Consider the following 26181-nt stretch of genomic DNA (forward strand, 5'->3'; position numbering starts at 1 on the left):
GCCGGCGATGGCGATCTCAATGACGCCATCGCCGGCAAGCCGGACTCCTACAAGGTTTAACGCAGGGCCGCGATGGCGTCCACAGACTCACGAATCAGCGCCGGGCCTTTGTAGATGAAGCCCGAGTAGATCTGCACCAGGCTCGCGCCCGCGGTGATTTTCTCCGCCGCGTGCTTGCCTTCGGTGATGCCGCCGGCAGCGATGATCGGCAGGCGTCCACCCAGCTCCGCTGCCAGCACTTTCACGGTGTGGGTGCTCTTGTCGCGAACCGGTGCACCGGACAAGCCACCCGCCTCGTCACCATGCTCCATGCCTTCGACGCCGATGCGGCTCAGGGTGGTGTTGGTGGCGATGACGGCATCCATTCCGGTTTCGATCAGCGCTTGGGCGACTTGTGCAGTTTCTTCGTCAGTCATGTCCGGCGCGATCTTGATCGCCAGCGGCACATGCTTGCCATGACGCAAGGCCAGTTCCGCACGGCGCTCGGCCAGGTCGGCCAGCAACTGCTTGAGCGAGTCGCCGAATTGCAGGCTACGCAGGCCCGGCGTGTTCGGCGAACTGACGTTGACCGTCACGTAGCTGGCGTGGGCGTAAACCTTGTCCAGGCAGATCAGGTAGTCATCCACGGCACGCTCGACCGGCGTATCGAAGTTCTTGCCGATGTTGATGCCCAGCACGCCCTTGTACTTGGCCGCCGCCACGCGGGCCAGCAGGTGATCGACGCCGAGGTTGTTGAAGCCCATGCGATTGATGATCGCCTCGGCTTCCGGCAAGCGGAACAGGCGTGGCTTCGGGTTGCCCGGCTGCGGACGCGGGGTGATGGTGCCGATTTCGACAAAACCGAAACCCAGTTGGGCAAAACCATCGATGGCCGCGCCGTTCTTGTCCAGGCCGGCGGCCAGACCCACCGGGTTCGGGAAGTCCAGGCCCATGACATTCACCGGCACCTTCGCCGGGGCCTTGCACAGCAAGCCGTTGAGCCCAAGACGTCCACCTGCGCCGATCAGGTCCAGGGACAGATCGTGGGAGGTTTCCGGGGAGAGTTTGAACAACAGCTGACGGGCCAGGGTGTACATGGGCGGATTTGACTCGATTGGCGGCGAATTGAGCCGGCGATTATAGCCGGGCAACGGGGTGGCAAGCGAGGCATGCGATCAAAACAACAGTTGATGGCATATGCCTTGCACCACTCCAGGCACCAGCACCCATGCCAATGACGGAATGTGTGCAAAGACAATGGCGTCGTCCCGGGCCTGCTCGTGCTTGGCCCCGGGACGACGTTTTTTTTGCAAGGTGAACGCACGATGAACGAACCGTCAGCCGGCCCTCTGGCCTGGGTCAATGGCAGCGATGCCCCGGAAAAAACCGAAATCAACCTCGGTTTCATGGCCTTGAGCGACTGCGCCTCGGTCGTGGTCGCCGCCACCCAAGGCTTCGCCCAACCCTATGGCCTGACGCTGAACCTCAAGCGCCAGGCGTCCTGGGCCAACCTGCGGGACAAGCTGGTCAGCGGCGAACTCGATGCCGCCCATAGCCTCTATGGCCTGATCTACGCCGTTCACCTGGGCATCGGTGGCGTGGCCGCGACCGACATGGCGGTGTTGATGGGCCTGAATCAGAACGGTCAGAGCATCAATCTGTCCCGCGGCTTGCAGACGCAGGGTGTGACCAGTCCTGAAGCATTGGATCGGCACGTGCACCAAACTCGCCCAAAACTCACCTTCGCTCAGACTTTTCCTACGGGCACCCACGCCATGTGGCTGTATTACTGGCTGGCCAGCCAGGGCATTCACCCTCTACTGGATGTCGACAGCGTGGTGGTGCCGCCGCCGCAAATGGTCGCGCACCTGCGGGCCGGACGAATCGACGGCTTTTGCGTCGGCGAACCCTGGTCCGCCAGCGCCGTGCAGCAGGATCTCGGCTTTACCCTGGCCACCACCCAGAACATCTGGCCAGACCACCCGGAAAAGGTCCTCGGCTGCACCCGCGCGTTCGTCGAGCAATACCCCAATACCGCCCGGGCACTGGTGATGGCGGTCCTGGAGGCCAGCCGCTTCATCGAGGCAAGCACCGAGAATCGCCGCAGTACCGCACAATTGCTCAGTGCCACGCAGTATCTGGACGCGCCGCTGGACTGCATCGAACCACGCCTGCTGGGCGAGTACGCCGACGGCCTTGGCCATCGCTGGCAAGACCCGCACGCCCTGCGCTTGCACGGCAATGGCGAGGTCAACCTGCCGTACCTGTCCGACGGCATGTGGTTCATGACCCAGTTCCGCCGCTGGGGCCTGCTGCGCGAGGACCCGGACTATCTCGCGGTGGCCCGGCAGGTCCAGCAACTGGACCTCTACCGTCAGGCCGCCAGTGCCGTCGGCGTCATGTCACCCGCCGGGGAAATGCGCAGCAGCCAGTTGATCGACGGCAAGATCTGGGACGGTTCGGACCCGGCCGGTTATGCCCGCGGTTTCAAACTGCACGCGATGAGCGACAGCGCCCATCGATCCGCCAGCCGCTGACAGGAGACCACGAACATGCTGCGTATCCTGCTGATCAACGACACCGCGAAAAAAGTCGGACGCCTGAAGGCCGCCCTGACCGAGGCCGGATTCGAGGTGATCGACGAGTCCGGCCTGACCATCGACCTGCCCGAACGCGTCGAAACGGTGCGTCCGGACGTGATCCTGATCGATACCGAGTCACCGGGTCGCGATGTCATGGAACAAGTGGTTCTGGTGACTCGCGACCAACCACGACCGATCGTGATGTTCACCGACGAACACGACCCCGTTGTAATGCGCCAGGCGATCAAGTCCGGGGTCAGTGCCTACATCGTCGAAGGCATTCACGCACAGCGCCTGCAGCCGATTCTCGATGTGGCCATGGCGCGCTTCGAAAGCGACCAGGCCTTGCGTGCCCAACTGCACGCCCGCGACCAGCAACTGGCCGAGCGCAAGCGCATCGAGCTGGCCAAGGGGCTGCTGATGAAAATGAAGGACTGCAACGAGGAAGAGGCCTACACCCTGATGCGCCGCCAGGCGATGAGCCGACAGCAGAAGCTGATTCAGGTGGCGGAGCAGATCATTGCCATGAGCGAGTTGCTCGGCTGACACATCGCATCGCCTGTCAGGGCCCCATCGCGGGCAAGCCCGCTCCCACAGGTTTTGCGAACACCAACAATCTTTGTGGGAGCGGGCTTGCCCGCGATGGGCCACGACTCGGTCTCGGTTGTTGGCACAGATCTCGCTAAGTAATCACTACAGGTAACCAACGGCGGTTGCCCCACCTACGACAAAGACGTCGCTCATCTCATTTGCCCTTGGCGAATCGGGTGGCGGCGTTTTTTCGTTTTGGCCCCACAGCACGGGGCCGGTGGTGCGGCCGTAGCGGCGCCCCACCTGCAAGCTCATGACTCCTTCCGAGACTCTTCACAGCTGAGGTGCGCGATGAATTCAAGCTTCTGGAAATCCGGCCATACCCCCACTTTGTTCGCAGCGTTCCTCTATTTCGACCTGAGCTTCATGGTCTGGTATCTGCTCGGACCCTTGGCGGTACAGATCGCCGCCGACCTGCACCTGACGACGCAGCAACGCGGGATGGTAGTGGCCACGCCCATTCTGGCCGGGGCGGTCTTGCGTTTCGCCATGGGGATGCTGGCTGATCGCCTGTCACCAAAAACGGCCGGCCTGATCGGCCAGGTCATCGTCATTTGCGCGCTGTTCGGCGCCTGGAAACTCGGCATCCACAGCTACGAGCAAGCCTTGCTGCTGGGGCTGTTCCTCGGCATGGCCGGCGCTTCCTTTGCCGTCGCCCTGCCCCTGGCCTCGCAGTGGTATCCGCCGCAGCATCAAGGCAAGGCCATGGGCATCGCCGGCGCGGGGAATTCGGGAACGGTGCTCGCCGCCCTGATCGCCCCGGTGCTGGCGGCGGCGTTTGGCTGGAGCAACGTGTTCGGCTTCGCCCTGATTCCGTTGATCCTGACCTTGATCGTCTTCGCCTGGCTGGCCAAAAACGCCCCTGAGCGGCCCAAAGCCAAATCCATGGCCGACTATTTCAAGGCCCTTGGCGATCGTGACAGCTGGTGGTTCATGTTTTTCTACAGCGTCACCTTCGGCGGTTTCATCGGCCTGGCCAGCGCCCTGCCCGGTTATTTCAACGACCAGTACGGCCTGAGCCCGGTGACTGCCGGCTACTACACCGCCGCCTGCGTGTTTGGCGGCAGCCTGATGCGCCCCCTGGGCGGTGCGCTGGCTGACCGGTTCGGCGGGATTCGCACCTTGCTGGCGATGTACACGGTCGCGGCGATCTGCATTACCGCGGTCGGTTTCAACCTGCCAAATTCCTACGCCGCCCTCGCACTTTTCGTCTGCACCATGCTCGGTCTCGGTGCAGGCAATGGCGCGGTATTCCAGTTGGTGCCGCAGCGTTTTCGCCGGGAAATCGGCGTGATGACCGGTTTGATCGGCATGGCCGGCGGCATCGGTGGGTTTGCCCTCGCGGCCGGCATGGGTGCGATCAAGCAAAGCACCGGCAGCTATCAGCTGGCGCTGTGGTTGTTCGCCAGCCTCGGCGTTCTTGCCTGGTTTGGTCTGCACGGCGTGAAACGGCGCTGGAGAACCACCTGGGGTTCGGCCGCCGTAACGGCTGCGCGGGTCTGACGTCTCGATGAGCCTGCAACTGAGTTTCGCCGAAGCCAGCGCCATCGGTCCCCGCGAGGAAAACCAGGACGCCCTGCGCCTGGTCACACCGGCCCCGGTGCTGGCGGCGAGCAAAGGTTATCTGTTCGCCATCGCCGACGGTGTCAGCCAGTGCGCCGATGGCGGCCTGGCGGCCCGTTCGACGCTGCAGGCGCTGGCGCTGGACTACTACGCCACGCCGGAAACCTGGAGCGCGGCGCAGGCGCTCGATCGCCTGTTGCTGGCGCAAAATCGCTGGTTGCAGGCCAATGGCGGCGGACAACCGCTGCTGACCACCCTCAGTGCGCTGGTCCTGCGCGGCCGGCGGTTTACCCTGGCGCATGTCGGCGATTGCCGGGTGTACCGCTGGCACGCCGATCGATTGCAGCGAATCAGCGAAGATCACGTCTGGGATCAGCCGGGCATGCAGCATGTGCTGAAACGGGCGCTGGGGCTCGATCAACACCTGGTGCTGGACTTTCTCGACGGCGAGCTACGCCTCGATGAAAGCTTCGTCCTGCTCAGCGACGGCGTCTGGGCGGTGCTGGGCGATACCGCGATTGCCGCGATCCTGCGCGATCAACCGGACTTGCACAGCGCCGCGCAAACCCTGGTCAATGCCGCGCACCTGGCGGGCAGTCAGGACAACGCCAGTGCCTTGCTGGTACGGGTTGACGCCCTCGGTGAGGCGAGCATTGGCGATGCGTTGATGCACTTGCAGCAATGGCCACTGCCGCCTGCCCTGAAACCGGGGCAGGCGTTCGAAGGCTGGCAGGTCGAAGGGATCGTCGCCCAGAGCCAGCAATCGCTGCTTTACCGTGTTCGCGACCATCAGCAACGCGCCTGGCTGTTGAAAACCCTGCCGGGGCGCCTGCACGACGACCCCCAGGCCGGGCAAGCCTTGCTGTCGGAAGAATGGTTCCTCAAACGCGTGGCCGGCCGACATTTTCCTGAAGTGCATGCCGCCAGTCAGCGTCAGCATTTGTACTACGTGATGCGTGAATACTCGGGCACTACCCTGGCCCGGCGACATGAACAGAGTGGACCGCTGCCGCTGCCCCAGTGGCAAGACATCGCCGAACGCTTGCTGCGAGCGGTCGGCCTGTTGCATCGACGGCAGATTCTGCATCGCGACATCAAACCGGAAAACCTGTTGCTGGGGGACGACGGTGAATTGCGCCTGCTGGATTTCGGCCTCGCCTACTGCCCCGGTCTTTCGCAGGATCTGCCCTGGGCCCTGCCAGGGACACCCAGTTACATCGCCCCAGAAGCCTTTCGGGGCGATGTGCCGACGCCACGGCAGGACCTTTACGCCGTCGGAGTGACCTTGTACTTCCTGCTCACCGGGCACTATCCCTATGGCGAAATCGAAGCGTTCCAGCGCCCCCGATTTGGCCTCCCGGTCAGCGCCAGCCGCTACCGGCCCGACCTGCCGGACTGGATCGCCCATCACCTGGAGCGTGCCGTGGCGGCAGCCCCCGAGCAGCGTTTCGAAACGGCGGAAGAATGGCTGCTGCTGATCGAACAGGGTGAACGGCGCAGCTTGAACGTGCGCCCCAAACCGTTGCTGGAGCGCGAGCCGCTGAAAGTCTGGCGGACATTGGCGCTGATATCGCTGCTGGCCAACCTGGCGTTGCTGGTGGTGGCGCTCCATTAGCGGGCAACGCGCTTTGAATCGGTGCATTTGCTCTGGGTTCTGCCCTTGCCGACGCAAAGAAAGCCATTAAACACGGGCCCTCGCGCAAGTTGGCATAACCACTGCATTACCTCTTTCAACAGACATAAAGCGCAGGCTTCAACGACGAAGGCTGCACTTCCCGAGAGAACGGGACCAGGACAAAGGCGTCCTCGCTAGGCAACTAGCGGGACGCCTTTTTTTGTTTGCGCAAAATTTCTCGAGCATGGCCTGAACCCTGATGAGGCAGGCCTGAGCTCCCCGGAGAACCTGATGAAAAAACTAAAACTGGTGATGATCGGCAACGGCATGGCTGGGGTCCGGACCCTGGAAGAGCTGCTCAAACTGAGCTCGGAGCTGTACGACATCACGGTCTTCGGTGCCGAACCGCACACCAACTACAACCGCATCCTGTTGTCGCCGGTGCTGGCGGGTGAACAGACCTTCGAAGAGATCGTGCTCAACGATCTGGACTGGTACCTGGACAACAACATCAAACTGCTGCTCAACCGCAAAGTCGTGGAAATCGACCGGGTCAAGCGCCGGGTCATTGCCGAAGACGGCAGCGAAGCCGAATACGATCGCCTGCTGATCGCCACAGGCTCTACGCCCTTCATCCTGCCCATTCCGGGCAACACCCTTGAAGGCGTGATCGGCTACCGCGACATCGCCGACACCCAGGCCATGATCGACACCGCGAAAACCCACCGCCACGCCGTGGTGATCGGTGGCGGCCTGCTCGGTCTGGAGGCCGCCAACGGCCTGATGCTGCGGGGCATGCACGTCACCGTAGTGCACATCGGCGAATGGTTGCTGGAGCGCCAACTGGACAAGACCAGCGGCCAGCTGCTGCAAACCGCCCTGGAGGCTCGCGGCCTGCACTTTCGCCTGTGCGAGCAGACCCAGGCCTTGCACGACGCAGGCAACGGCCGGGTCGGTTCGGTGCAATTCAAGAACGGCGACATCATTCCCGCTGACCTGGTGGTGATGGCCGCCGGCATTCGCCCCAATACCGAACTGGCGGAAAAATCCGGCATTCCGTGCAACCGCGGAATCCTGGTCAACGACACCCTGCAAACCTACGACCCGCGGATCTATGCCATCGGTGAATGCGCCAGCCACCGGGGCATCGCCTATGGCCTGGTGGCGCCGCTGTTCGAACAGGCCAAGGTCTGCGCCAATCACCTCGCACAACTGGGCTTCGCCCGCTATCAGGGCTCGGTGACCTCGACCAAGCTGAAAGTCACCGGCATCGATCTGTTCTCCGCCGGCGATTTCATGGGCGGTGAAGGCACGGAAACCATCACCCTCTCCGACCCGATCGGCGGGGTCTACAAAAAACTGGTGATCAAGGATGACGTGCTGGTCGGCGCCTGCCTGTACGGCGATACGGCAGATGGTGGCTGGTATTTCCGGCAGATCCGTGAAAACCACGCCATCAGTGAGATCCGCGATCACTTGATGTTTGGTGAAAACGCCTTGGGCGACGTAGGACATCAGGGCCAGGACAAAGCCATGAGCATGGCCGACACGGCCGAAGTCTGCGGCTGCAACGGCGTGTGCAAAGGCACCATCGTCAAGGCGATCCAGGAACACGGCCTGTTCAGCGTCGACGACGTCAAGAAACACACCAAGGCCGCCAGCTCCTGCGGTTCATGCGCCGGGCTCGTCGAACAGATCCTGATCAACACCGTGGGCGGCGCCGCCGACGTCAAACCGAAAAGCGAAAAGGCCATCTGCGGCTGCAGCGACCTCAACCACGGGCAAATCCGCCAGGCCATCCGCGAGCAGCACCTGCTGACCATCGCCGGCACCATGAGCTACCTGAACTGGCGCACCCCCAACGGCTGCGCCACCTGCCGGCCGGCGCTCAACTACTACCTGATTTCCACGTGGCCGGGGGAAGCCAAGGACGATCCGCAATCGCGCCTGATCAACGAACGCGCCCACGCCAACATTCAGAAAGACGGCACCTACTCGGTAGTCCCGCGGATGTGGGGCGGCGTGACCAATCCTTCGGAACTGCGGCGCATTGCCGACGTCGCCGACAAGTACAACGTGCCGATGGTCAAGGTCACCGGTGGCCAGCGCATCGACTTGCTGGGCATCCGCAAGCAAGACCTGCCGGGGGTATGGAAGGACCTGGACATGCCGTCCGGCCACGCCTACGGCAAATCCATCCGCACGGTGAAAACCTGCGTCGGCAGCGAGTTCTGCCGCTTCGGCACGCAAAATTCCACACAGCTGGGCATCGAGCTGGAGCATGACCTGTTCAACATGTGGTCACCGCACAAGGTGAAACTGGCTGTCTCCGGTTGCCCGCGCAACTGCTCGGAAGCGGGCATCAAGGATGTGGGAATCATCGGCGTGGACTCCGGCTGGGAGATGTACATCGGTGGCAACGGCGGGATCAAGACCGAGGTCGCGGAATTTTTCGTCAAACTGAAAACCGCCGAAGAAGTGCGCGAATACAACGGTGCATTCCTGCAGCTGTACCGCGAAGAAGCCTTTTACCTCGAGCGCACCGTGCACTACCTGCAACGGGTCGGCATGGACCACATCAAGAAAGCCGTGCTTGAGGACCCGGAGCGTCGCAAAGCGCTTAACGATCGCCTGCAATTCTCCCTGTCGTTCGAACAGGACCCGTGGAAGGAACGCCTGGAACAGCCACAGCTGAAAAAAGAATTCGACGTCATCCCCGTGAAAAACCTGGAGGTGCTGGCATGAACTGGCTGGATATCTGCGCACTGGAAGAGATCAATGCCCTGGGCTCGCGGATCATCACCGGGCCCAAGGGTGACATCGCGATTTTTCGTACCAGCGACGACGAAGTCTTCGCCCTCGACGACCGTTGCCCGCACAAGGGCGGACCGCTGTCCCAAGGCCTGATCTACGGCAAACGGGTGGCCTGCCCGCTGCATAACTGGCAAATCGATCTGGCAAGCGGCGAAGCCCAGGCCCCGGACATTGGCTGTGCCCACCACCATCAGACCCGGGTGGAAAATGGCCGGGTCCTGCTCGCCCTGCGGGATGCAGGCTGATGGACCGCCAGATCACCGCGTCCACTTGCTGTTACTGCGGGGTCGGCTGCGGCGTGCTGATCGAGCATGACGGTTCACGCATCCTCGGCGTCAGCGGCGATCCGGCGCACCCGGCCAATTTCGGCAAGCTGTGCAGCAAGGGTTCGACCCTGCACCTGACCGGTGACCTGACGGCGCGGGCGCTGTACCCCGAATTGCGCCTCGGCAAAGACCTGGCCCGGGGCCGCACCGACTGGGATACCGCCCTCGATCATGCTGCCAGCGTCTTTGCCGCGACCATCGCCGAACACGGCCCCGACAGCGTGGCGTTCTACATTTCCGGGCAACTGTTGACTGAGGACTACTACGCCTTCAACAAGCTGGCACGCGCCCTGGTGGGTACCAACAACATCGACAGCAATTCGCGGCTGTGCATGTCCTCGGCAGTGGTCGGCTACAAGCGCAGCCTGGGTGCCGACGCCCCGCCCTGCAGTTACGAAGACCTGGAGTCGAGCGATTGCGTGATGATCGTCGGCAGCAACATGGCCTACGCCCACCCGGTGCTGTTTCGCCGGCTGGAAGAAGCCCGGTCGCGCCGGCCGCAGATGAAGGTCATCGTCATTGACCCACGCCGTACCGACACCTGCGATCTGGCCGACCTGCACCTGGCGATCTTGCCTGGCACCGATGTCGCCCTGTTCCATGGGATTTTGCATCTGCTGCTGTGGGAAGACTGGATCGATCGCGACTTCATCAAGGCCCACACCGAAGGCCTGGCCGAGCTGAAAAGCCTGGTGCGGGACTACACGCCGCAAATGGTCTCGCAGCTCTGCGGAATCAGCGTCGGGCAATTGCAGCAATGTGCCGAGTGGGTCGGCACATCCCCCAGCTTTCTGTCGCTGTGGTGCATGGGGCTCAATCAGTCCACCGCCGGCAGCGCTAAAAACAGTGCACTGATCAACCTTCACCTGGCCACCGGGCAGATTGGTCGCCCCGGCGCCGGACCTTTCTCGCTGACCGGTCAGCCAAACGCCATGGGCGGGCGGGAAACCGGCAGTTTGTCCAATCTGCTGCCCGGCCATCGTGACGCCGCCAATGCGCAACACCGTGCAGAGGTGGCGTCCTACTGGGGCGTCGAGCAACTGCCGGAAAATCCCGGGCTCTCGGCGATCGAGCTGTTCGAGCAAGTGCGCAGCGGCAAGATCAAGGCGCTGTGGATCGCCTGTACCAATCCCGCGCAATCCATGCCGGACCAGACAGTCGTGCGCGCTGCCTTGCAGGACTGTCCGTTCGTGGTGTTGCAGGAAGCCTTTCGCACCACTGAAACCGCGAAGTTTGCCGACCTCCTGCTGCCCGCGGCCAGCTGGGGAGAAAAGGAAGGCTGCGTGACCAACTCCGAGCGGCGCATTTCCCACGTACGCCAGGCAGTCGTCGCACCGGGTGAGGCACGGCCGGACTGGGCAATTACCGTAGATTTCGCACAACGCCTGGAGAAATACCTGCGCCCCGGCCAAGCCAGCCTGTTTGAATTTGATAATCCGGCTCAGGTCTTTGATGAATACAAACAGCTGACTCAAGGTCGCGACCTCGATCTGTCCGGTATCAGCCATGCGCTGATCGATCGTCTTGGCCCGCAGCAGTGGCCCTTCCCTGCGGGCGCCGTTGAAGGCACGGTGCGGCTGTACGTCGACGGGGTATTTGCCACGGCCAACGGGCGCGCGCAGTTCGTGGCCGATCCGTATCGCGCCGCCAAGGAACAACGCGATGCGCGCTTCCCGCTGACCCTGATCACCGGCCGCCTGCGCGATCAATGGCACGGCATGAGCCGCACCGGCACCGCCGCGCAATTGTTCGGTCATGTCAGCGAAGCGCAGGTGAGCCTGCACCCGGACGAATTGCGCCGTCATCGCTTGCAGCCCGGGGATCTGGTCAGCCTGAAAAGCCGACGCGGCGCAGTCATCGTCACAGTCACCAGCGATGACAGCGTGCGTCCGGGCCAGGCCTTTTTGCCCATGCATTGGGGCGACCGTTTCCTCAAGGGCGGGGTCAACAGCCTCACCTTGTCCGCCTTCGATCCATTGTCCAAACAGCCCGAACTCAAACACAGCGGTGTTCGCCTGGAGCCGGTGGATTTGCCATGGAAACTGTTCGCCCTGATCGAGGGCGATGTTCAACGGCATTTTGAGACGCTACGACCGCTCTGCGAGGCGTTTTCCTACGTCAGCCTCAGCCTGATTGGGCGTGAACGCCCTGCCCTGCTTGTGCGGGCGGCTAATCCTTCCGCGCCTTCGGCAGAGTGGCTCAGCGAAATCGATCAAAGCCTGGCATTCAATGACGGCCCGGTGCTGGCTTACGACGACCCGCGACGCGCGATTGGCAAGCGGGTGCGCATCGAAAACGGCCGCATCACCGCGATCCGCCTGGCCGGCGAAACCCTTGCCCAACACTGGTTGCAGGGGCTGTGGCTCGAAGGTCGCGCAGACGAGCAACTGCGGCGCTGGTTGCTTGCGCCGCTGAGCGCACCACCGGGCAACCTCGACGCGCCTGTCAACGCCAACAAGATCCTGTGCAATTGCAAGAACGTCGGCCAGAAGGCGATCTGCGCCGGCATCGACCGCGGCCTGGACTTGCAGGAACTGAAGCAGGAACTGGGTTGCGGCACGCAATGCGGGTCCTGCGTTCCGGAAATAAAACGCCTGCTGGCTGCCAGGGCGCAGCCCATTACCGTCATCTCGTGAGGAAAACACTATGAGTGCAAAAGTCTGGCTGGTAGGTGCAGGCCCGGGGGATCCGGAGTTGCTCACGCTCAAGGCGGTACGTGCCATGCGCGAGGCTGATGTGGTGCTGATCGATGACCTGGTCAATGTCGCGATACTTGAGCACTGTCCACGGGCGCGAATCATCCCGGTGGGCAAGCGCGGCGGCTGCCGCTCCACCCCGCAAGCGTTCATCCATCGCCTGATGCTGCGTTATGCCCGGCAGGGCAAATGCGTGGCGCGGCTCAAGGGTGGCGATCCATGCATTTTCGGCCGAGGCGGCGAAGAGGCGCAGTGGTTGCGTGAGCGCGGGATCGAAGTCGAGTTGGTCAATGGCATCACCGCCGGACTGGCAGGGGCAACACAGTGCGATATCCCGTTGACCTTGCGCGGTGTGGCCCGTGGCGTAACGCTGGTCACCGCTCACACCCAGGACGACAGCCAATTGAACTGGCAGGCGCTGGCTCAAGGCGGAACGACCCTGGTGATTTACATGGGAGTGGCCAAGCTCGGGGAAATCCGTGAACAGCTACTGGCTGGCGGCATGGCAATGGACACGCCCGTGGCTATGATTGAAAACGCGTCGCTGCCCCATCAGCGCGAATGCCGGAGCACACTCACGGCGATGGATGACGCGGCCTGCAGATTCCAGCTGAAAAGCCCTGCCATCCTGGTGATCGGTGCAGTGGCAGCCTGCGCGACTCAATCCCTGTGGGAGCCTGCGGTGCAGCGATCGGACGTGTCCGCTTTCGCCTGATTCAGCAAATCGCAGACAAAGAAAAGCCCGGCCTGAGCCGGGCTTTTCTCAAAGCTGCGAGCTAATTACTTAGCTTGAGCTTCAACCTGCGCTTCTACGCGACGGTTAACTGCACGGCCAGCGTCAGTTTTGTTGTCAGCAACTGGGCGGGATTCGCCGTAGCCAACAGACTGAACGCGGGACGATTCAACACCGTACTGGTTGGTCAGAACTTGCTTAACGGCGTTTGCACGACGCTCGGACAGTTTCTGGTTGTAAGCGTCAGGACCGACGGAGTCAGTGTGACCTTCAACAGTAGTGGTGGTGGATGGGTACTGCTTCATGAAGTCAGCCAGGTTCTTGATGTCGCCGTAGCTGTTAGGCTTGACTACCGACTTGTCGAAGTCGAACTTCACGTCCAGCTCAACACGAACAACTTCAGCAACTGCCGGGCAGCCATCAGCGTCAACAGTTACGTTGGCTGGGGTGTCTGGGCACTTGTCAACGTTGTCGCAAACGCCATCGTTGTCGCTGTCGGAGCAAACTTCCGGAGCTGGAACTGGAGCAGCGGCTGGCTTGCTGCCGCCACCGAAGTTCACACCGATACCGACGCTAGGAGCCCACTCGGTGTTGCCCTGGTCGATGTTGTACTGAGCTTCAACGCCAGCACGAGCGTAGAAGTTGTCGGTGAAGTACAGCTTGGCACCGCCGCCAACGTTGGCGAAGGTGGAACGGTTACGACCGTTCGAGCCGTTCTGGTCGATGCTCTGGTCGGAGAAACCGCCCGAGACGTAAGGACGCAGCATGTCGCCTGGGTTGTTGAAGTGGTACAGAGCGTCCAGAGCGGTGTTCGCGCCCTTAACGTTCTTGCCGTCGTTTGCTACGGCGTTGTGCACTTCGTCGTAGGCCAGACGCAGTTCAACGTCGTCTGTCAGGAAGTAACCGATCGAACCGCCCGGCAGGATGCCGTCGTTCTTGAAGTTACGGTCGCTATCGAAATATTGCTTCTTTGCGTAGCCTTCGATTTCAACTGCGCCTTGGCCCTGTGCCAGAGCGCCGATGGAAGTGGCGGCAATAAGAGAACCAATGGCCAAGCCCAAGGTGTTTTTCAGTTTCATCCGTTAAATCCCCATCTGGTGATTGTGAAGCAGTCCCGCAAACCGGGGGACAACTCGGCGGCAAGTCTATCAGAACTTGCCTACACGTAAGAGATATTTGCGCTGAACTAAGTTTCAGCAATGCCTGCAAATTTCTCACGCAATTTATCTAGAGCGCGTTTGTACCGCATTTTTGTTGCGCTCAAACCCATATGCATTATGTCTGCAATTTCCTGAAACTCCAGTTCTGCGACAAATCGTAGCACCAGAATTTCACGATCAATCGGGTTCACATACACCAACCAGCGATCAAGTCCGCCTTTTTCCTCAGGTTTCGGCGTCTTTTCTTCGGACGCTTCCTCAAGGGGGTCAAGACTCAAAGCATCCATCAAGCGACGCTTTCGCCGTTCCTTTCGATACTGTGTGATGCACTCGTTGTACGTGATGCTATATAGCCATGTCTTGAACTTCGATTTGCCCTCGAAGTTCTTCAGGCCATACAGCACCTTCAACATGACCTCCTGACAGACATCGTCTGCGTCGCGATCGTTCCCGAGATATCGTGCGCACACGTTAAATAATGTTCGCTGGTAACGCCGCATCAGTTCTTCGTAGGCGCGTGTTACGTGAAACAGCTCGGTATGCGAGCGCGCGACCAACTCCTCATCAGAGAGCTCGCGGGGGTCGTAGCGCATGGATAGCGATTGAGCTTTATTCAAAACAAGTCGGGCCGACAGTCAGGTCAATATCCTCCGCAGCCAGCGTCAGCTGGCATTTTGCGGCGGCATACATTAGCAGGGTTTGCCGGGTTAGCGGCTACTCACATGCTGCTCAAGGAGGATCCGATTGGAAAGAGAGACTAGCTCACCCTCATCGGTCAGCAATGTGGTTTTAACCGTGCCGATCTCTTCGATCTGGCCTTCGACCTCGCCAACACGCACTTGTTGCCCAACCTGGTACAGCTCACGCACGTAGATTCCCGCAAGAATCTGGCCGGCAATTTCCCGGCTTCCCAACCCCATGGCCAGCGCTACCGCCAGACCAACGGTTATCAACACAATCACGATCACATGGTTGAGCAGGTCAGTCTTGACCTCCAACTGGCTGATCGCCACCGAAATGCTGATGATGATCACCAGGCCCTGGGCAATTCGTCCAAGCCCTGAAGCATAGTCCAGCCCCACGCCTTCTGCCGCTCCGCGCACCAGCCCGTTGGCCAGTTGCGCCAGCAAAACACCTACCAGCAACACCAGCGCCGCGCCGAATACCTTCGGCAAATACAACGCCAGCATGTCCAGCGTAGCTGAAACTCGCTCAAGTCCAAGGGATTCTGCGGCAGAAACAAGAAAAATAAGCAGAACGAACCAATAGACGATTTTGCCGATCAGGGTCGAGATAGGTACCTGCAACCCGGCGCGGGACATCAGTTTGGTCAGGCCGGTGCCGCCCATCAAGCGGTCAAGGCCCAGCTTGGCGAGCAATTTGGACAGCAGGGTGTCCAGCAGCTTGGCCACGACAAAACCCAACAGCAGCACAACCAGTGCGCCGAACAGGTTCGGAATGAAGTTCGCAACCTTGGTCCACAACGCAGTCATTGCAGTGACGAGGCTCTGTGTCCAGAGATCAAGTTCCATATTCAATCAGCCTTATCAGCAGTGCGGGCAGCAGGTTTACGAAGACGGGATACCGGCGAGACATGGGCCGATCCGTTGTTGAGGGCAATCATCAGTGCGGGCAACCAGCGGCCCAGGAGGCTGAACAAATCACCGGCGCCGACCTGGCGGTTGGCGGTTTTCAGTACACGCCCAAGACACGCATCGTCGTCCCGGGTGGACGGTGAGGCATTGAGCATGTCGCGCAAAGACTGTTCAAACGGATCGTGCATACGCACCTCTCGTGATGTCTGTGGAAGACGCGGTCAGTTTTGCTCGGGTCACATGGTTCCCCTCAGACCCAGCGCAAACGTCGGTACAACCACCACTGCCCCAACGCCACCGAGACCACCAAAAGGCAAGCGATCAGGAAACCGTACGGGCTCGCAGAGAATGGAATGCCACCGACGTTGATCCCCAAAAGCCCGGTCAGAAAACTCATTGGCAAAAAGATCCCGGTGATGACACCGAAGCGATACATCGTGCGACTCATGCGCAGGCTCAGTCGCCGGTCTTCCGCCTCCAGCACAAGCCCCACGCGCTCCCGGGTCAACTCGAGCTCTTCCAGATAACGGGTCAGGCTGTTGTTCAATTCGTTCCAGTAATCGCCATCGTCCTCGACGAACCAAGGCAATTTGATCCGCGTCAGTTGACCGAAAATGTCCCGCTGTGGAGCGAGAAAACGCTTCAACGCAGCGGCCCGGCGACGGATCTGCAAAACCGATCCGTGCTCAGGAGTATACCGTTCGTCGGCATCGAGTTTTTCTTCCTCCACGTCGACCACTTCCGAGAGGTCGCTGACCAGATCCTGCACCTTGTTGGTGAGGTACTGCGCCATGCAAAGGATGAGTTCGGAGGCGGTTTTCGGCCCTTTGCCATCGCCCAGTTGCACCAGCAACTCTTCAGTGGCGCGCAACGGACGCAAACGCAGGGAAATGACACGCTTGGCAGAGCCGAAGATCCGCACCGACACCATGTCTTCCGGCTCGGCGCCGGGGTTCAGATTGACCCCGCGCAAAAATAGCAGCAGTTCGCTGTCGGAAAGCTGTAGAAGGCGCGGACGGGTATTTTCTTCGAGCAACAGGTCGCAGCTGAATTCGCTCAGACCGCTGGATTTGCGCAACCAGGTCTGGGTTTGCGGATGACTGCGATCCCAGTGCAGCCACAGGCTTTCATGGGCCTGCAGCTGCAAGTCGTCGAGTTCAGTCCGGGCAATCGAACGCGCGCCGCCTTTACCGTCCAGCACCAGGGCATGGACCAGCCCCCATTGCGCGTTTTCTTCCTCGAACATCCGCACTCCTTTAGTCGACCCGCGCTTTATTCAGGCATTTTCAGCGGGCTGGGCGAGATGATCACGCCGTTGTTGTCCGCATAGATGTAATGGCCCGGGTGGAAGGTCACGCCGGCGAAGGTCACGGCAACATTGAGATCGCCGATACCGCGCTTGTCGGTTTTCATCGGGTGGCAGGCCAGCGCCTGAACCCCCAGGTCGGTTTGCGCGATGACGTCGACGTCACGGATGCAACCGTAGATCACCAGGCCTTCCCAGCCATTCTTGGCCGCTTTCTCGGCGAGCATGTCACCCAGCAGCGCGCGGCGCAGGGAACCGCCGCCATCGACCACCAGGACCTTGCCATCGCCCTTGAGCTCGACCTGCTCCTTGACCAGCGAGTTGTCTTCGAAGCACTTGATGGTCACGATTTCGCCACCGAAGGAATCTCGGCCGCCGAAATTGCTGAACATCGGTTCCAGCACCTGCACCAGTTCCGGATAGGCATCGCACAGGTCAGGCGTGAGGTAATGGATCATCGAGAAACTCCTGTAAAGAGGAAGACAGCACGAACATCAGTGATGACTCGGTCACGCAAAGTGACCGGAACAGCTCAATGCGTCATATCTTAGCCGCAAGCCGATCAGAGCGAAATGCCCTTGTTAGAGCATCAGGCTCAAACCGCCGCGGCCAAATCGCCTTGCCCTTCCAATAACGGTGTCTGCTGATCCGCCAGCCAGCGGGTCACCAACGGCCAGACTTCGGTCTGCGCGGGTTTGCTGACGAGCATTTCAACGTGGCCGAAATTGTCGGTGAAACCCTGATCACGACCCAGATTGATAAATTGCTTGTGCTCGGAACCGAACTGCTCGAACAGTTTGCGACATGCCCACGCAGGATCCTGATGGTCACCCGCAGCGCTCACGGCGAGCACCGGCACCTTGACGTCGGCCAAACCCGCCCACCAGTCCTTGTCGGCATCGCCAAAGCGCCCGAACAGACCGTACCAGCGCATGCTTTCCAGAGCCAGGCCGATGGGCTCGTCCTCCGGGCCGCGCTTGAGCCTTGTTCCGGACAATTGGGCAAAACGCTTGAGAATGAAGCGACCGCCCCACGCCACCGGCGGGATCTTCAACGGCCAGTAGGTGCGACTGACCTGGGCACCAAAAAACGCCGCGGAAGCCACGACCGGTTCACCGATGTACTCGCCCCCCAGTGCCGCTGCCAGGGTGATACCGCCCAGTGAGTGACCGATCCAGTGCGGAACCTGCCCGCTCTGCTCACGCACGAACGCGCCAATGGCCGGCAGGTCATAACGAGCGTAGTCGGCGACGCGGTTCTTGCGGTAATCATGGTTACGCTGGGACAGGCCATGGCCGCGCATTTCCGCAATCCACACGTCGAACCCCAAGCGGGCCAGATAAGCGCCCAACCCCAGGCCCTTGGGAGAGAACCAGAACCGGCGATTGGAAAAACTGCCGTGCAGCAGGATCACCGGCACGCCACGGGAAGTCGGCTCATCGGCCATGCCGAGACGGGTCACAGCCAGCTCGACGGTGAAGTCGGGGCTGTTGCCGGGTTTCAATCGATACACATCTTCGCTCAGATCGCCGCGTCGTTCGGCGCTGATCAGGGCGACAGGAAATAGGTTGCTGCTGCTTTGCATAATCTCTTGCACAAAAAAGGGCGGCATCCGGAGGAGCCCGCCCTGCTTGAATCTCAAAAAGACCGCCCCCCCCTGTAGGAGCGAGCTTGCTCGCGATGGACTCCCAAACAACGCGTTTATCCAGGGAAAACACGTTATCGTTAGCGACCATCGCGAGCGAGCTCGCTCCTACAGAGAGCGGTCCGTTTTTACAGGATCAAGCCGAAGCTTGACCTTCAGCCAGGAAGAACCAGGTTTCCAGTACGGAATCGGGGTTCAACGAAACGCTTTCGATGCCCTGTTCCATCAGCCACTTGGCCAGGTCCGGGTGGTCCGAAGGGCCCTGACCGCAGATGCCGATGTATTTGCCGGCCTTGTTGCAGGCGGCAATGGCGTTGGCCAGCAACTTCTTGACCGCCGGATTACGCTCGTCGAACAGGTGCGCGATGATCCCGGAGTCACGGTCCAGGCCCAGGGTCAGCTGGGTCAGGTCGTTGGAACCGATGGAGAAACCGTCGAAGAATTCGAGGAATTCTTCAGCCAGGATGGCGTTGGACGGCAGTTCGCACATCATGATCACGCGCAGGCCGTTTTCGCCACGGGCCAGACCGTTTTCAGCCAGCAGATCCACCACCTGGCTCGCTTCGCCCAGGGTACGAACGAACGGCACCATGATTTCGACGTTGGTCAGGCCCATCTCGTTGCGCACACGCTTGAGGGCGCGGCACTCGAGTTCGAAGCAGTCGCGGAACGATTCGCTGATGTAACGCGAAGCACCACGGAAGCCCAGCATCGGGTTCTCTTCTTCCGGCTCGTACAGCTTGCCGCCGATCAGGTTGGCGTATTCGTTGGACTTGAAGTCCGACAGACGCACGATGACCTTTTTCGGCCAGAACGCTGCGGCCAGGGTGCTGATGCCTTCAACCAGCTTCTCGACGTAGAAACCGACCGGATCGTTGTAGCCGGCGATGCGCTTGTCGACGCTTTCCTTGATTTCCAGCGGCAGGCCGTCGTAGTTCAGCAGTGCCTTGGGGTGCACGCCGATCATGCGGTTGATGATGAACTCCAGGCGGGCCAGGCCCACACCGGCGTTCGGCAACTGTGCGAAGTCGAAGGCGCGGTCCGGGTTGCCGACGTTCATCATGATCTTGAACGGCAGCTCCGGCATGGCGTCCACGGAGTTCTTCTTGATGTCGAAGCCCAGTTCGCCTTCGAAGATGAAACCGGTGTCGCCTTCGGCGCAGGAAACGGTCACGCCCTGGCCGTCCTTCAACAGTTGGGTGGCGTTGCCGCAACCCACTACCGCCGGAATCCCCAGCTCACGGGCGATGATCGCCGCGTGGCAGGTACGGCCGCCACGGTTGGTGACGATGGCGCTGGCGCGCTTCATGACCGGCTCCCAGTCCGGGTCGGTCATGTCGGACACCAGTACGTCGCCTGGCTGGACCTTGTCCATCTCGGACACGTCCTTGATGATGCGGACCTTGCCGGCGCCGATGCGCTGGCCGATGGCGCGGCCTTCCACCAGCACGGTGCCGGTTTCCTTCAACAGGTAACGTTCCATGACGTTGGCCTGGGTGCGGCTCTTCACGGTTTCCGGACGGGCCTGCACGATGTACAGCTTGCCGTCGTCACCGTCCTTGGCCCACTCGATGTCCATCGGGCACTGGTAGTGCTTCTCGATGATCATCGCCTGCTTGGCCAGCTCGCTGACTTCAGCGTCGGTCAGGCAGAAACGCGCGCGCTCAGCCTTGTCGACGTCGACGGTCTTGACCGAACGACCGGCCTTGGCCTCGTCGCCGTAGATCATCTTGATGGCCTTGCTGCCCAGGTTGCGGCGCAGGATGGCCGGACGACCGGCAGCCAGGGTGCCCTTGTGGACGTAGAATTCATCCGGGTTCACCGCGCCTTGTACGACGGTTTCACCCAGGCCGTAGGCGCCGGTGATAAACACGACGTCACGGAAGCCCGATTCGGTATCGAGGGTGAACATCACGCCTGCGGTGCCCGTTTCGGAGCGGACCATGCGCTGCACGCCAGCGGACAGGGCGACCAGTTTGTGGTCGAAGCCCTGGTGCACGCGATAGGAAATGGCACGGTCGTTGAACAGCGAGGCGAACACCTCTTTGGCGGCGCGAATGACGTTCTCGACACCACGGATGTTCAGGAAGGTTTCCTGCTGACCGGCGAAGGAAGCGTCCGGCAAGTCTTCAGCGGTAGCGGAAGAACGCACGGCCACGGCCACGTCAGGGTTGCCGGCGGACAGTGCGGCGAACGCGGTACGAATTTCGGCATTCAGTTTTTCAGGGAACTCGGCTTCCATGATCCATTGACGGATCTGGGCACCGGTCTTGGCCAGGGCGTTGACATCGTCGACGTCCAGGGCGTCGAGGGCAGCATGGATCTGATCGTTCAGGCCGCTCAGTTCCAGGAAATCACGATACGCCTGAGCGGTCGTGGCGAAGCCACCGGGCACCGATACACCGGCACCTGCCAGGTTGCTGATCATCTCGCCCAGGGATGCGTTCTTGCCCCCCACGTGCTCAACGTCGTCTTTGCCGAGCTTGTCGAGGGAAACTACGTACTCTACCAAGGTGATCTCTCCACTAACTGTGTTGGAAAAGCTCAGAAACCGGCTGCTCGAAGGAGCGTTTGCCAGTTGTATGGCCTGGACCTGGAAAATAAGTGAGAATGCGGGCCATTGGCGGCCGGCAAATCGCGCCTATCATATCCAAGATTCGTTACTAGCTTAAGGCCCAAGGTGCAAATGAAACGATCTGCTTTCTTTATCTCCGATGGTACCGGCATTACCGCCGAAACCCTGGGTCAAAGCCTTCTGGCGCAGTTCGAAAACATTACCTTCAGCAAAGTCACGCGGCCGTACATCGACAACGTGGACAAAGCGCGGGCCATGGTACAACAAATCAACAAGGCCGCCGAAATCGACGGCTTCCGTCCGATTATCTTCGACACCATCGTCAATCAGGACATTCGTGAGATTCTCGCGACCTCGAATGGTTTCATGATCGACATTTTCTCGACGTTCCTGGCACCGCTCGAACAGGAACTGACCGAGCATTCTTCCTATACCGTGGGCAAATCCCACTCCATCGGTGCCAACACCAATTACATGGAGCGTATCGAGGCCGTTAACTTCGCCCTCGACAACGACGACGGCGCCCGCACGCACTATTACGACAAGGCCGACCTGATACTAGTGGGCGTGTCGCGATGCGGTAAGACACCGACGTGCCTGTACATGGCGATGCAATTCGGCATCCGCGCGGCCAACTACCCGCTGACCGAAGACGACATGGAACGCCTGCAACTGCCGTCCGCCCTGCGCGCCCACCAGCACAAGCTGTTCGGCCTGACCATCGACCCGGACCGCCTCACCGCGATCCGCAACGAGCGCAAGCCCAACAGCCGCTATTCGAGCTACGCCCAGTGCGAGTTCGAAGTGCGCGAGGTCGAGAACCTGTTCCGCCGGGAAAACATTCCGAACATCAACTCCACGCATTTTTCCGTGGAAGAAATTTCCGCGAAGATTCTCGTGGAGAAAGGTGTGGAGCGGCGGTTCAAGTAAATCTCCAGCGAAGATCAACTGTGGGAGCGAGCTTGCTCGCGATGACGGCGACACATTCAACATTGATGTCGCCTGACACACCGCTATCGCGGGCAAGCCCGCTCCTACAGGGTTTTGGGTGATCCTAGAAAGAATCCCCCGGCACCCGCACAAACCCTTCCATCAATACCCGCGCACTGCGGCTCATGATGGCTTTTTTCACCGTCCATTCACCGTTGACCTGACTGGCCTCGGCGCCGACGCGCAAGGTGCCGGACGGGTGGCCGAAGCGCACCGCGTTGCGTTCGATGCCACCCGCTGCGAGGTTCACCAGAGTGCCGGTGATCGCCGCCGCCGTGCCGATTGCGACTGCCGCCGTGCCCATCATTGCGTGATGCAGCTTGCCCATGGACAGCGCACGCACCAGCAGGTCGACATCGCCTGCCGCAACGGCTTTGCCGCTGGACGAAACGTAGTCCGCAGGCTTGGCCACGAACGCCACCTTCGGCGTGTGTTGGCGCTTGGCCGCTTCGTCGATGTTGGCAATCAGGCCCATGCGCAGTGCGCCGTAGGCACGAATGGTCTCGAACATCAGCAAGGCTTTCGGGTCGCCGTTGATCGCGCCCTGCAACTCGGTGCCCTTGTAGCCGATGTCTTCGGCGTTGACGAAAATCGTCGGGATGCCGGCATTGATCAGGGTCGCCTTGAAGGTACCGACGCCGGGCACTTCCAGGTCATCCACGAGATTGCCGGTAGGGAACATCGACCCGCCGCCGCCCTCTTCTTCCGCCGCCGGATCGAGGAACTCGATCTGCACTTCGGCCGCCGGGAAGGTCACGCCGTCGAGTTCGAAATCGCCGGTCTCCTGTACTTCACCATTGGTGATCGGCACGTGGGCGATGATGGTCTTGCCGATGTTGGCCTGCCACACGCGAACCACCGCCACACCGTTGTGCGGAATGCGGCTGGCATCGACCAGGCCATTGCTGACGGCGAACGAGCCGACCGCGGCCGACAGGTTGCCGCAGTTGCCGCTCCAGTCGACGAAGGGCTTGTCGATCGACACTTGGCCGAACAGGTAATCGACATCGTGATCGGCCTTGGTGCTTTTCGACAGGATCACGGTTTTGCTGGTGCTGGAGGTCGCGCCGCCCATGCCGTCGATTTGCTTGTCGTACGGGTCGGGGCTGCCGATCACGCGCAACAGCAAAGCGTCGCGGGCCGGACCCGGGACCTGTGCCGCTTCGGGCAAATCCTTCAGGCTGAAAAACACGCCTTTGCTGGTGCCGCCACGCATGTAGGTGGCTGGAATCTTGATCTGCGGTGCATGAGCCATAATGCTCGTTACTCCTGATTTGAAAGCAGACACGGGACTCAAGGTCCCGTGTCTGTATTGCGTGTGTTAAACGGCGACCGCCGATTCTTCGAGGAAGTCCTGGGCGAAGCGTTGCAACACGCCGCCGGCTTCGTAGATCGACACTTCTTCGGCGGTGTCGAGGCGGCAGGTCACCGGCACATCGACGCGCTCGCCGTTCTTGCGATGGATCACCAGGGTCAGCTCGGCACGCGGGGTGCGGTCGCCGATCACGTCATAGGTTTCGCTGCCGTCGATGGCCAGGGTGTGGCGGTTGGTGCCCGGCTTGAACTCCAGCGGCAACACGCCCATGCCCACCAGGTTGGTGCGGTGAATGCGCTCGAAACCTTCGGCGGCGATCGCTTCCACACCCGCCAGGCGCACGCCCTTGGCCGCCCAGTCGCGGGACGAACCCTGGCCGTAGTCAGCGCCGGCAATGATGATCAGCGGCTGCTTGCGATCCATGTAGGTTTCGATGGCTTCCCACATGCGCATCACTTTGCCTTCCGGCTCGACACGAGCCAGCGAACCCTGCTTGACCTTGCCGTTTTCCTGGACCATTTCGTTGAACAGTTTCGGGTTGGCAAACGTCGCGCGTTGCGCGGTCAAGTGGTCACCACGGTGAGTCGCGTAAGAGTTGAAGTCCTCTTCCGGCAGGCCCATTTTCGCCAGGTATTCGCCGGCGGCGCTGTCGAGCATGATCGCGTTGGACGGCGACAGGTGATCGGTGGTGATGTTGTCCGGCAGTACCGCCAGCGGGCGCATGCCCTTGAGCGGACGAGCGCCGGCCAGCGCGCCTTCCCAGTACGGCGGACGGCGGATGTAGGTGCTCATTTCGCGCCATTCGTACAGCGGCGCGACTTTCGGGCCGGTGTCTTCGTGGATGGCGAACATCGGGATGTACACCTGGCGGAACTGCTCAGGCTTGACCGACGCTTTAACCACTGCGTCGATTTCTTCGTCGCTCGGCCAGATGTCTTTCAGGCGGATTTCCTTGCCATCCACCACGCCCAGCACATCCTTTTCGATGTCGAAACGGATGGTGCCGGCGATGGCGTAAGCGACGACCAATGGCGGCGACGCGAGGAACGCCTGCTTGGCGTACGGGTGAATCCGTCCGTCGAAGTTGCGGTTACCGGACAACACGGCAGTGGCGTACAGGTCACGGTCGATGATCTCTTGCTGGATCACCGGGTCCAGTGCGCCGGACATGCCGTTGCAGGTGGTGCAGGCGAAAGCCACGACGCCGAAGCCGAGCTTGTCCAGCTCATCGGTCAGGCCGGCCTCATCGAGGTACAGCGCGACGGTTTTCGAACCCGGCGCCAGGGACGACTTGACCCAAGGCTTGCGGGTCAGGCCGAGCTTGTTGGCGTTGCGCGCCAGCAGGCCGGCGGCGATCACGTTGCGCGGGTTGCTGGTGTTGGTGCAGCTGGTGATGGCGGCAATGATGACAGCGCCGTCCGGCATCTGGCCCGGTACATCGTCCCATTGGCCGGAGATGCCTTTGGCCGCCAGATCGGAAACCGCGACACGGGCGTGCGGGTTGCTCGGGCCAGCCATGTTGCGCACGACCGAGGACAGGTCGAAGGTCAGGCCGCGCTCGTATTGCGCGCCTTTCAGGCTGTCGGCCCACAGGCCTGTGATCTTGGCGTAGTTCTCGACCAGCTGAACCTGCTCGTCTTCACGGCCGGTGAGCTTGAGGTAGTCGATGGTCTGCTGGTCGATGTAGAACATCGCCGCGGTGGCGCCGTATTCCGGAGCCATGTTGGAGATGGTCGCGCGGTCGCCCAGGGTCAGCTTTGACGCGCCTTCGCCGAAGAATTCCAGCCATGCGCCAACCACTTTTTGCTTGCGCAGGAACTCGGTCAGCGCCAGCACCATGTCGGTGGCGGTGATGCCCGGTTGCAGCTTGCCGGTCAGTTCGACACCGACGCTTTCCGGCAGACGCATCCACGATGCGCGGCCGAGCATCACGCTTTCGGCTTCAAGACCGCCGACACCGATGGCGATCACGCCCAACGCATCGACGTGCGGGGTGTGGCTGTCGGTGCCGACGCAGGTGTCGGGGAACGCCACGCCGTCACGCACCTGGATCACCGGAGACATTTTCTCCAGGTTGATCTGGTGCATGATGCCGTTGCCCGGCGGGATCACGTCGACGTTCTTGAACGCCTTCTTGGTCCAGTTGATGAAGTGGAAGCGGTCTTCGTTGCGACGGTCTTCGATGGCGCGGTTCTTCTCGAACGCCTGCGGATCGAAGCCACCACGCTCGACGGCCAGGGAGTGGTCGACGATCAGTTGCGTCGGCACCACCGGGTTGACTTGCGCAGGGTCACCGCCTTGCAGGGCGATGGCGTCACGCAGGCCGGCGAGGTCGACCAGCGCGGTCTGGCCGAGAATGTCGTGGCACACCACGCGGGCCGGGAACCACGGGAAGTCGAGGTCGCGCTTGCGTTCGATGAATTGCTTGAGGGATTCGGTGAGCGTGGCCGGGTCGCAGCGACGCACCAGGTTTTCCGCCAGCACGCGGGAGGTGTACGGCAGAGTGTCGTAGGCGCCAGGCTGGATCGCCTCGACCGCTGCGCGGACATCGAAGTAATCCAGGTGGCTGCCGGGCAGCGGTTTACGGAATTGAGTGTTCATCGTCAGGACTCGGTCACGGTAGTTACAAAAGGCGGGGCCTGGCACCAGACTTGAAGTTCACACCATCCACTGTGGGAGCGGGCTTGCCCGCGATG

Annotated in this window: 20 protein-coding genes; 9 read left to right on the plus strand and 11 right to left on the minus strand. The window is 61.2% G+C overall.

Translation table 11 applies throughout. The features are described from left to right. Window positions 1–56: 56 nt before the first annotated feature. Window positions 57–1076 carry a quinone-dependent dihydroorotate dehydrogenase gene (locus EI969_RS09740; RefSeq protein WP_160387390.1) on the minus strand — a complete coding sequence of 340 codons (1020 nt, stop codon included), beginning with the start codon at window positions 1074–1076 and terminating at the stop codon, window positions 57–59. A gap of 228 nt (window positions 1077–1304) precedes the next feature. Here EI969_RS09740 and EI969_RS09745 point away from each other — a divergent pair, with 228 nt between their 5' ends. From EI969_RS09745 to cobA, 8 genes are all read left to right on the plus strand, one after another. Further along, window positions 1305–2516, plus strand: a complete 1212-nt coding sequence (locus tag EI969_RS09745) for a CmpA/NrtA family ABC transporter substrate-binding protein (protein WP_160387392.1) — start codon at window positions 1305–1307, stop codon at window positions 2514–2516. Between the two features lie 15 nt (window positions 2517–2531). Then, window positions 2532–3107, plus strand: coding sequence for an ANTAR domain-containing response regulator (locus EI969_RS09750; protein WP_160387394.1), 576 nt, complete (start codon window positions 2532–2534; stop codon window positions 3105–3107). Between the two features lie 336 nt (window positions 3108–3443). Next, window positions 3444–4655, plus strand: a complete 1212-nt coding sequence (locus tag EI969_RS09755) for a NarK/NasA family nitrate transporter (protein WP_160387396.1) — start codon at window positions 3444–3446, stop codon at window positions 4653–4655. A gap of 7 nt (window positions 4656–4662) precedes the next feature. After that, window positions 4663–6330, plus strand: a complete 1668-nt coding sequence (locus EI969_RS09760; RefSeq protein WP_160387398.1) for a bifunctional protein-serine/threonine kinase/phosphatase — start codon at window positions 4663–4665, stop codon at window positions 6328–6330. A 291-nt stretch (window positions 6331–6621) separates the two neighbouring features. Continuing rightward, on the plus strand, window positions 6622–9075 hold the full coding sequence (gene nirB / locus EI969_RS09765) for a nitrite reductase large subunit NirB (protein ID WP_150715730.1): 2454 nt from the start codon (window positions 6622–6624) through the stop codon (window positions 9073–9075). After that, on the plus strand, window positions 9072–9389 hold the full coding sequence (nirD, locus tag EI969_RS09770; protein ID WP_160387400.1) for a nitrite reductase small subunit NirD: 318 nt from the start codon (window positions 9072–9074) through the stop codon (window positions 9387–9389). The genes nirB and nirD overlap by 4 nt, the downstream gene beginning before the upstream one ends. Further along, complete coding sequence (locus EI969_RS09775; RefSeq protein WP_160387402.1) at window positions 9389–12106, plus strand: nitrate reductase; 2718 nt, start codon at window positions 9389–9391, stop codon at window positions 12104–12106. The genes nirD and EI969_RS09775 overlap by 1 nt, the downstream gene beginning before the upstream one ends. A 10-nt stretch (window positions 12107–12116) precedes the next feature. Further along, window positions 12117–12881, plus strand: coding sequence for a uroporphyrinogen-III C-methyltransferase (cobA, locus tag EI969_RS09780; RefSeq protein ID WP_160387404.1), 765 nt, complete (start codon window positions 12117–12119; stop codon window positions 12879–12881). Between the two features lie 65 nt (window positions 12882–12946). Here cobA and EI969_RS09785 read toward each other — a convergent pair whose 3' ends face one another. The 8 genes from EI969_RS09785 to ppsA all read right to left on the minus strand — a co-directional run bounded on the left by EI969_RS09785 (window position 12947) and on the right by ppsA (window position 21117). Continuing rightward, entirely contained in the window at window positions 12947–13978 is a 1032-nt protein-coding gene (locus tag EI969_RS09785; RefSeq protein ID WP_160387406.1) for an OmpA family protein, read from the minus strand. A 107-nt stretch (window positions 13979–14085) separates the two neighbouring features. After that, window positions 14086–14676 carry an RNA polymerase sigma factor SigX gene (gene sigX / locus EI969_RS09790; RefSeq protein ID WP_015096065.1) on the minus strand — a complete coding sequence of 197 codons (591 nt, stop codon included), beginning with the start codon at window positions 14674–14676 and terminating at the stop codon, window positions 14086–14088. A gap of 90 nt (window positions 14677–14766) precedes the next feature. Next, window positions 14767–15591, minus strand: a complete 825-nt coding sequence (locus EI969_RS09795) for a mechanosensitive ion channel domain-containing protein (protein WP_007916401.1) — start codon at window positions 15589–15591, stop codon at window positions 14767–14769. Between the two features lie 2 nt (window positions 15592–15593). Then, window positions 15594–15842, minus strand: a complete 249-nt coding sequence (locus EI969_RS09800; protein ID WP_007971509.1) for a hypothetical protein — start codon at window positions 15840–15842, stop codon at window positions 15594–15596. A 62-nt stretch (window positions 15843–15904) separates the two neighbouring features. Then, window positions 15905–16900 (minus strand): zinc transporter ZntB, encoded by a 996-nt coding sequence (locus EI969_RS09805; RefSeq protein WP_160387408.1) that lies wholly within the window; start codon window positions 16898–16900, stop codon window positions 15905–15907. 26 nt (window positions 16901–16926) lie between these two features. Next, complete coding sequence (rraA, locus tag EI969_RS09810; RefSeq protein ID WP_371925914.1) at window positions 16927–17415, minus strand: ribonuclease E activity regulator RraA; 489 nt, start codon at window positions 17413–17415, stop codon at window positions 16927–16929. 140 nt (window positions 17416–17555) lie between these two features. Then, window positions 17556–18545, minus strand: coding sequence for an alpha/beta fold hydrolase (locus tag EI969_RS09815; protein WP_160387412.1), 990 nt, complete (start codon window positions 18543–18545; stop codon window positions 17556–17558). A gap of 196 nt (window positions 18546–18741) precedes the next feature. Next, on the minus strand, window positions 18742–21117 hold the full coding sequence (gene ppsA / locus EI969_RS09820; protein WP_160387414.1) for a phosphoenolpyruvate synthase: 2376 nt from the start codon (window positions 21115–21117) through the stop codon (window positions 18742–18744). Window positions 21118–21291: 174 nt separating this feature from the next. Between ppsA and EI969_RS09825 the strand changes: the two genes are divergently transcribed. Then, the gene (locus tag EI969_RS09825) at window positions 21292–22110 is read left to right on the plus strand and encodes a pyruvate, water dikinase regulatory protein (protein ID WP_160387416.1); all 819 of its coding nucleotides are present in this window, start codon (window positions 21292–21294) and stop codon (window positions 22108–22110) included. A 124-nt stretch (window positions 22111–22234) separates the two neighbouring features. On the opposite strand, the gene prpF is transcribed toward EI969_RS09825, so the two are convergent. Both prpF and acnD read right to left on the minus strand, forming a co-directional pair. Then, entirely contained in the window at window positions 22235–23425 is a 1191-nt protein-coding gene (prpF, locus tag EI969_RS09830) for a 2-methylaconitate cis-trans isomerase PrpF (RefSeq protein WP_160387418.1), read from the minus strand. Window positions 23426–23491: 66 nt separating this feature from the next. Further along, window positions 23492–26086 (minus strand): Fe/S-dependent 2-methylisocitrate dehydratase AcnD, encoded by a 2595-nt coding sequence (gene acnD, locus EI969_RS09835; protein WP_160387420.1) that lies wholly within the window; start codon window positions 26084–26086, stop codon window positions 23492–23494. Window positions 26087–26181: the final 95 nt, after the last annotated feature.

It is taken from the genome of Pseudomonas sp. PB101, assembly GCF_009764265.1.
Lineage (GTDB): Bacteria > Pseudomonadota > Gammaproteobacteria > Pseudomonadales > Pseudomonadaceae > Aquipseudomonas.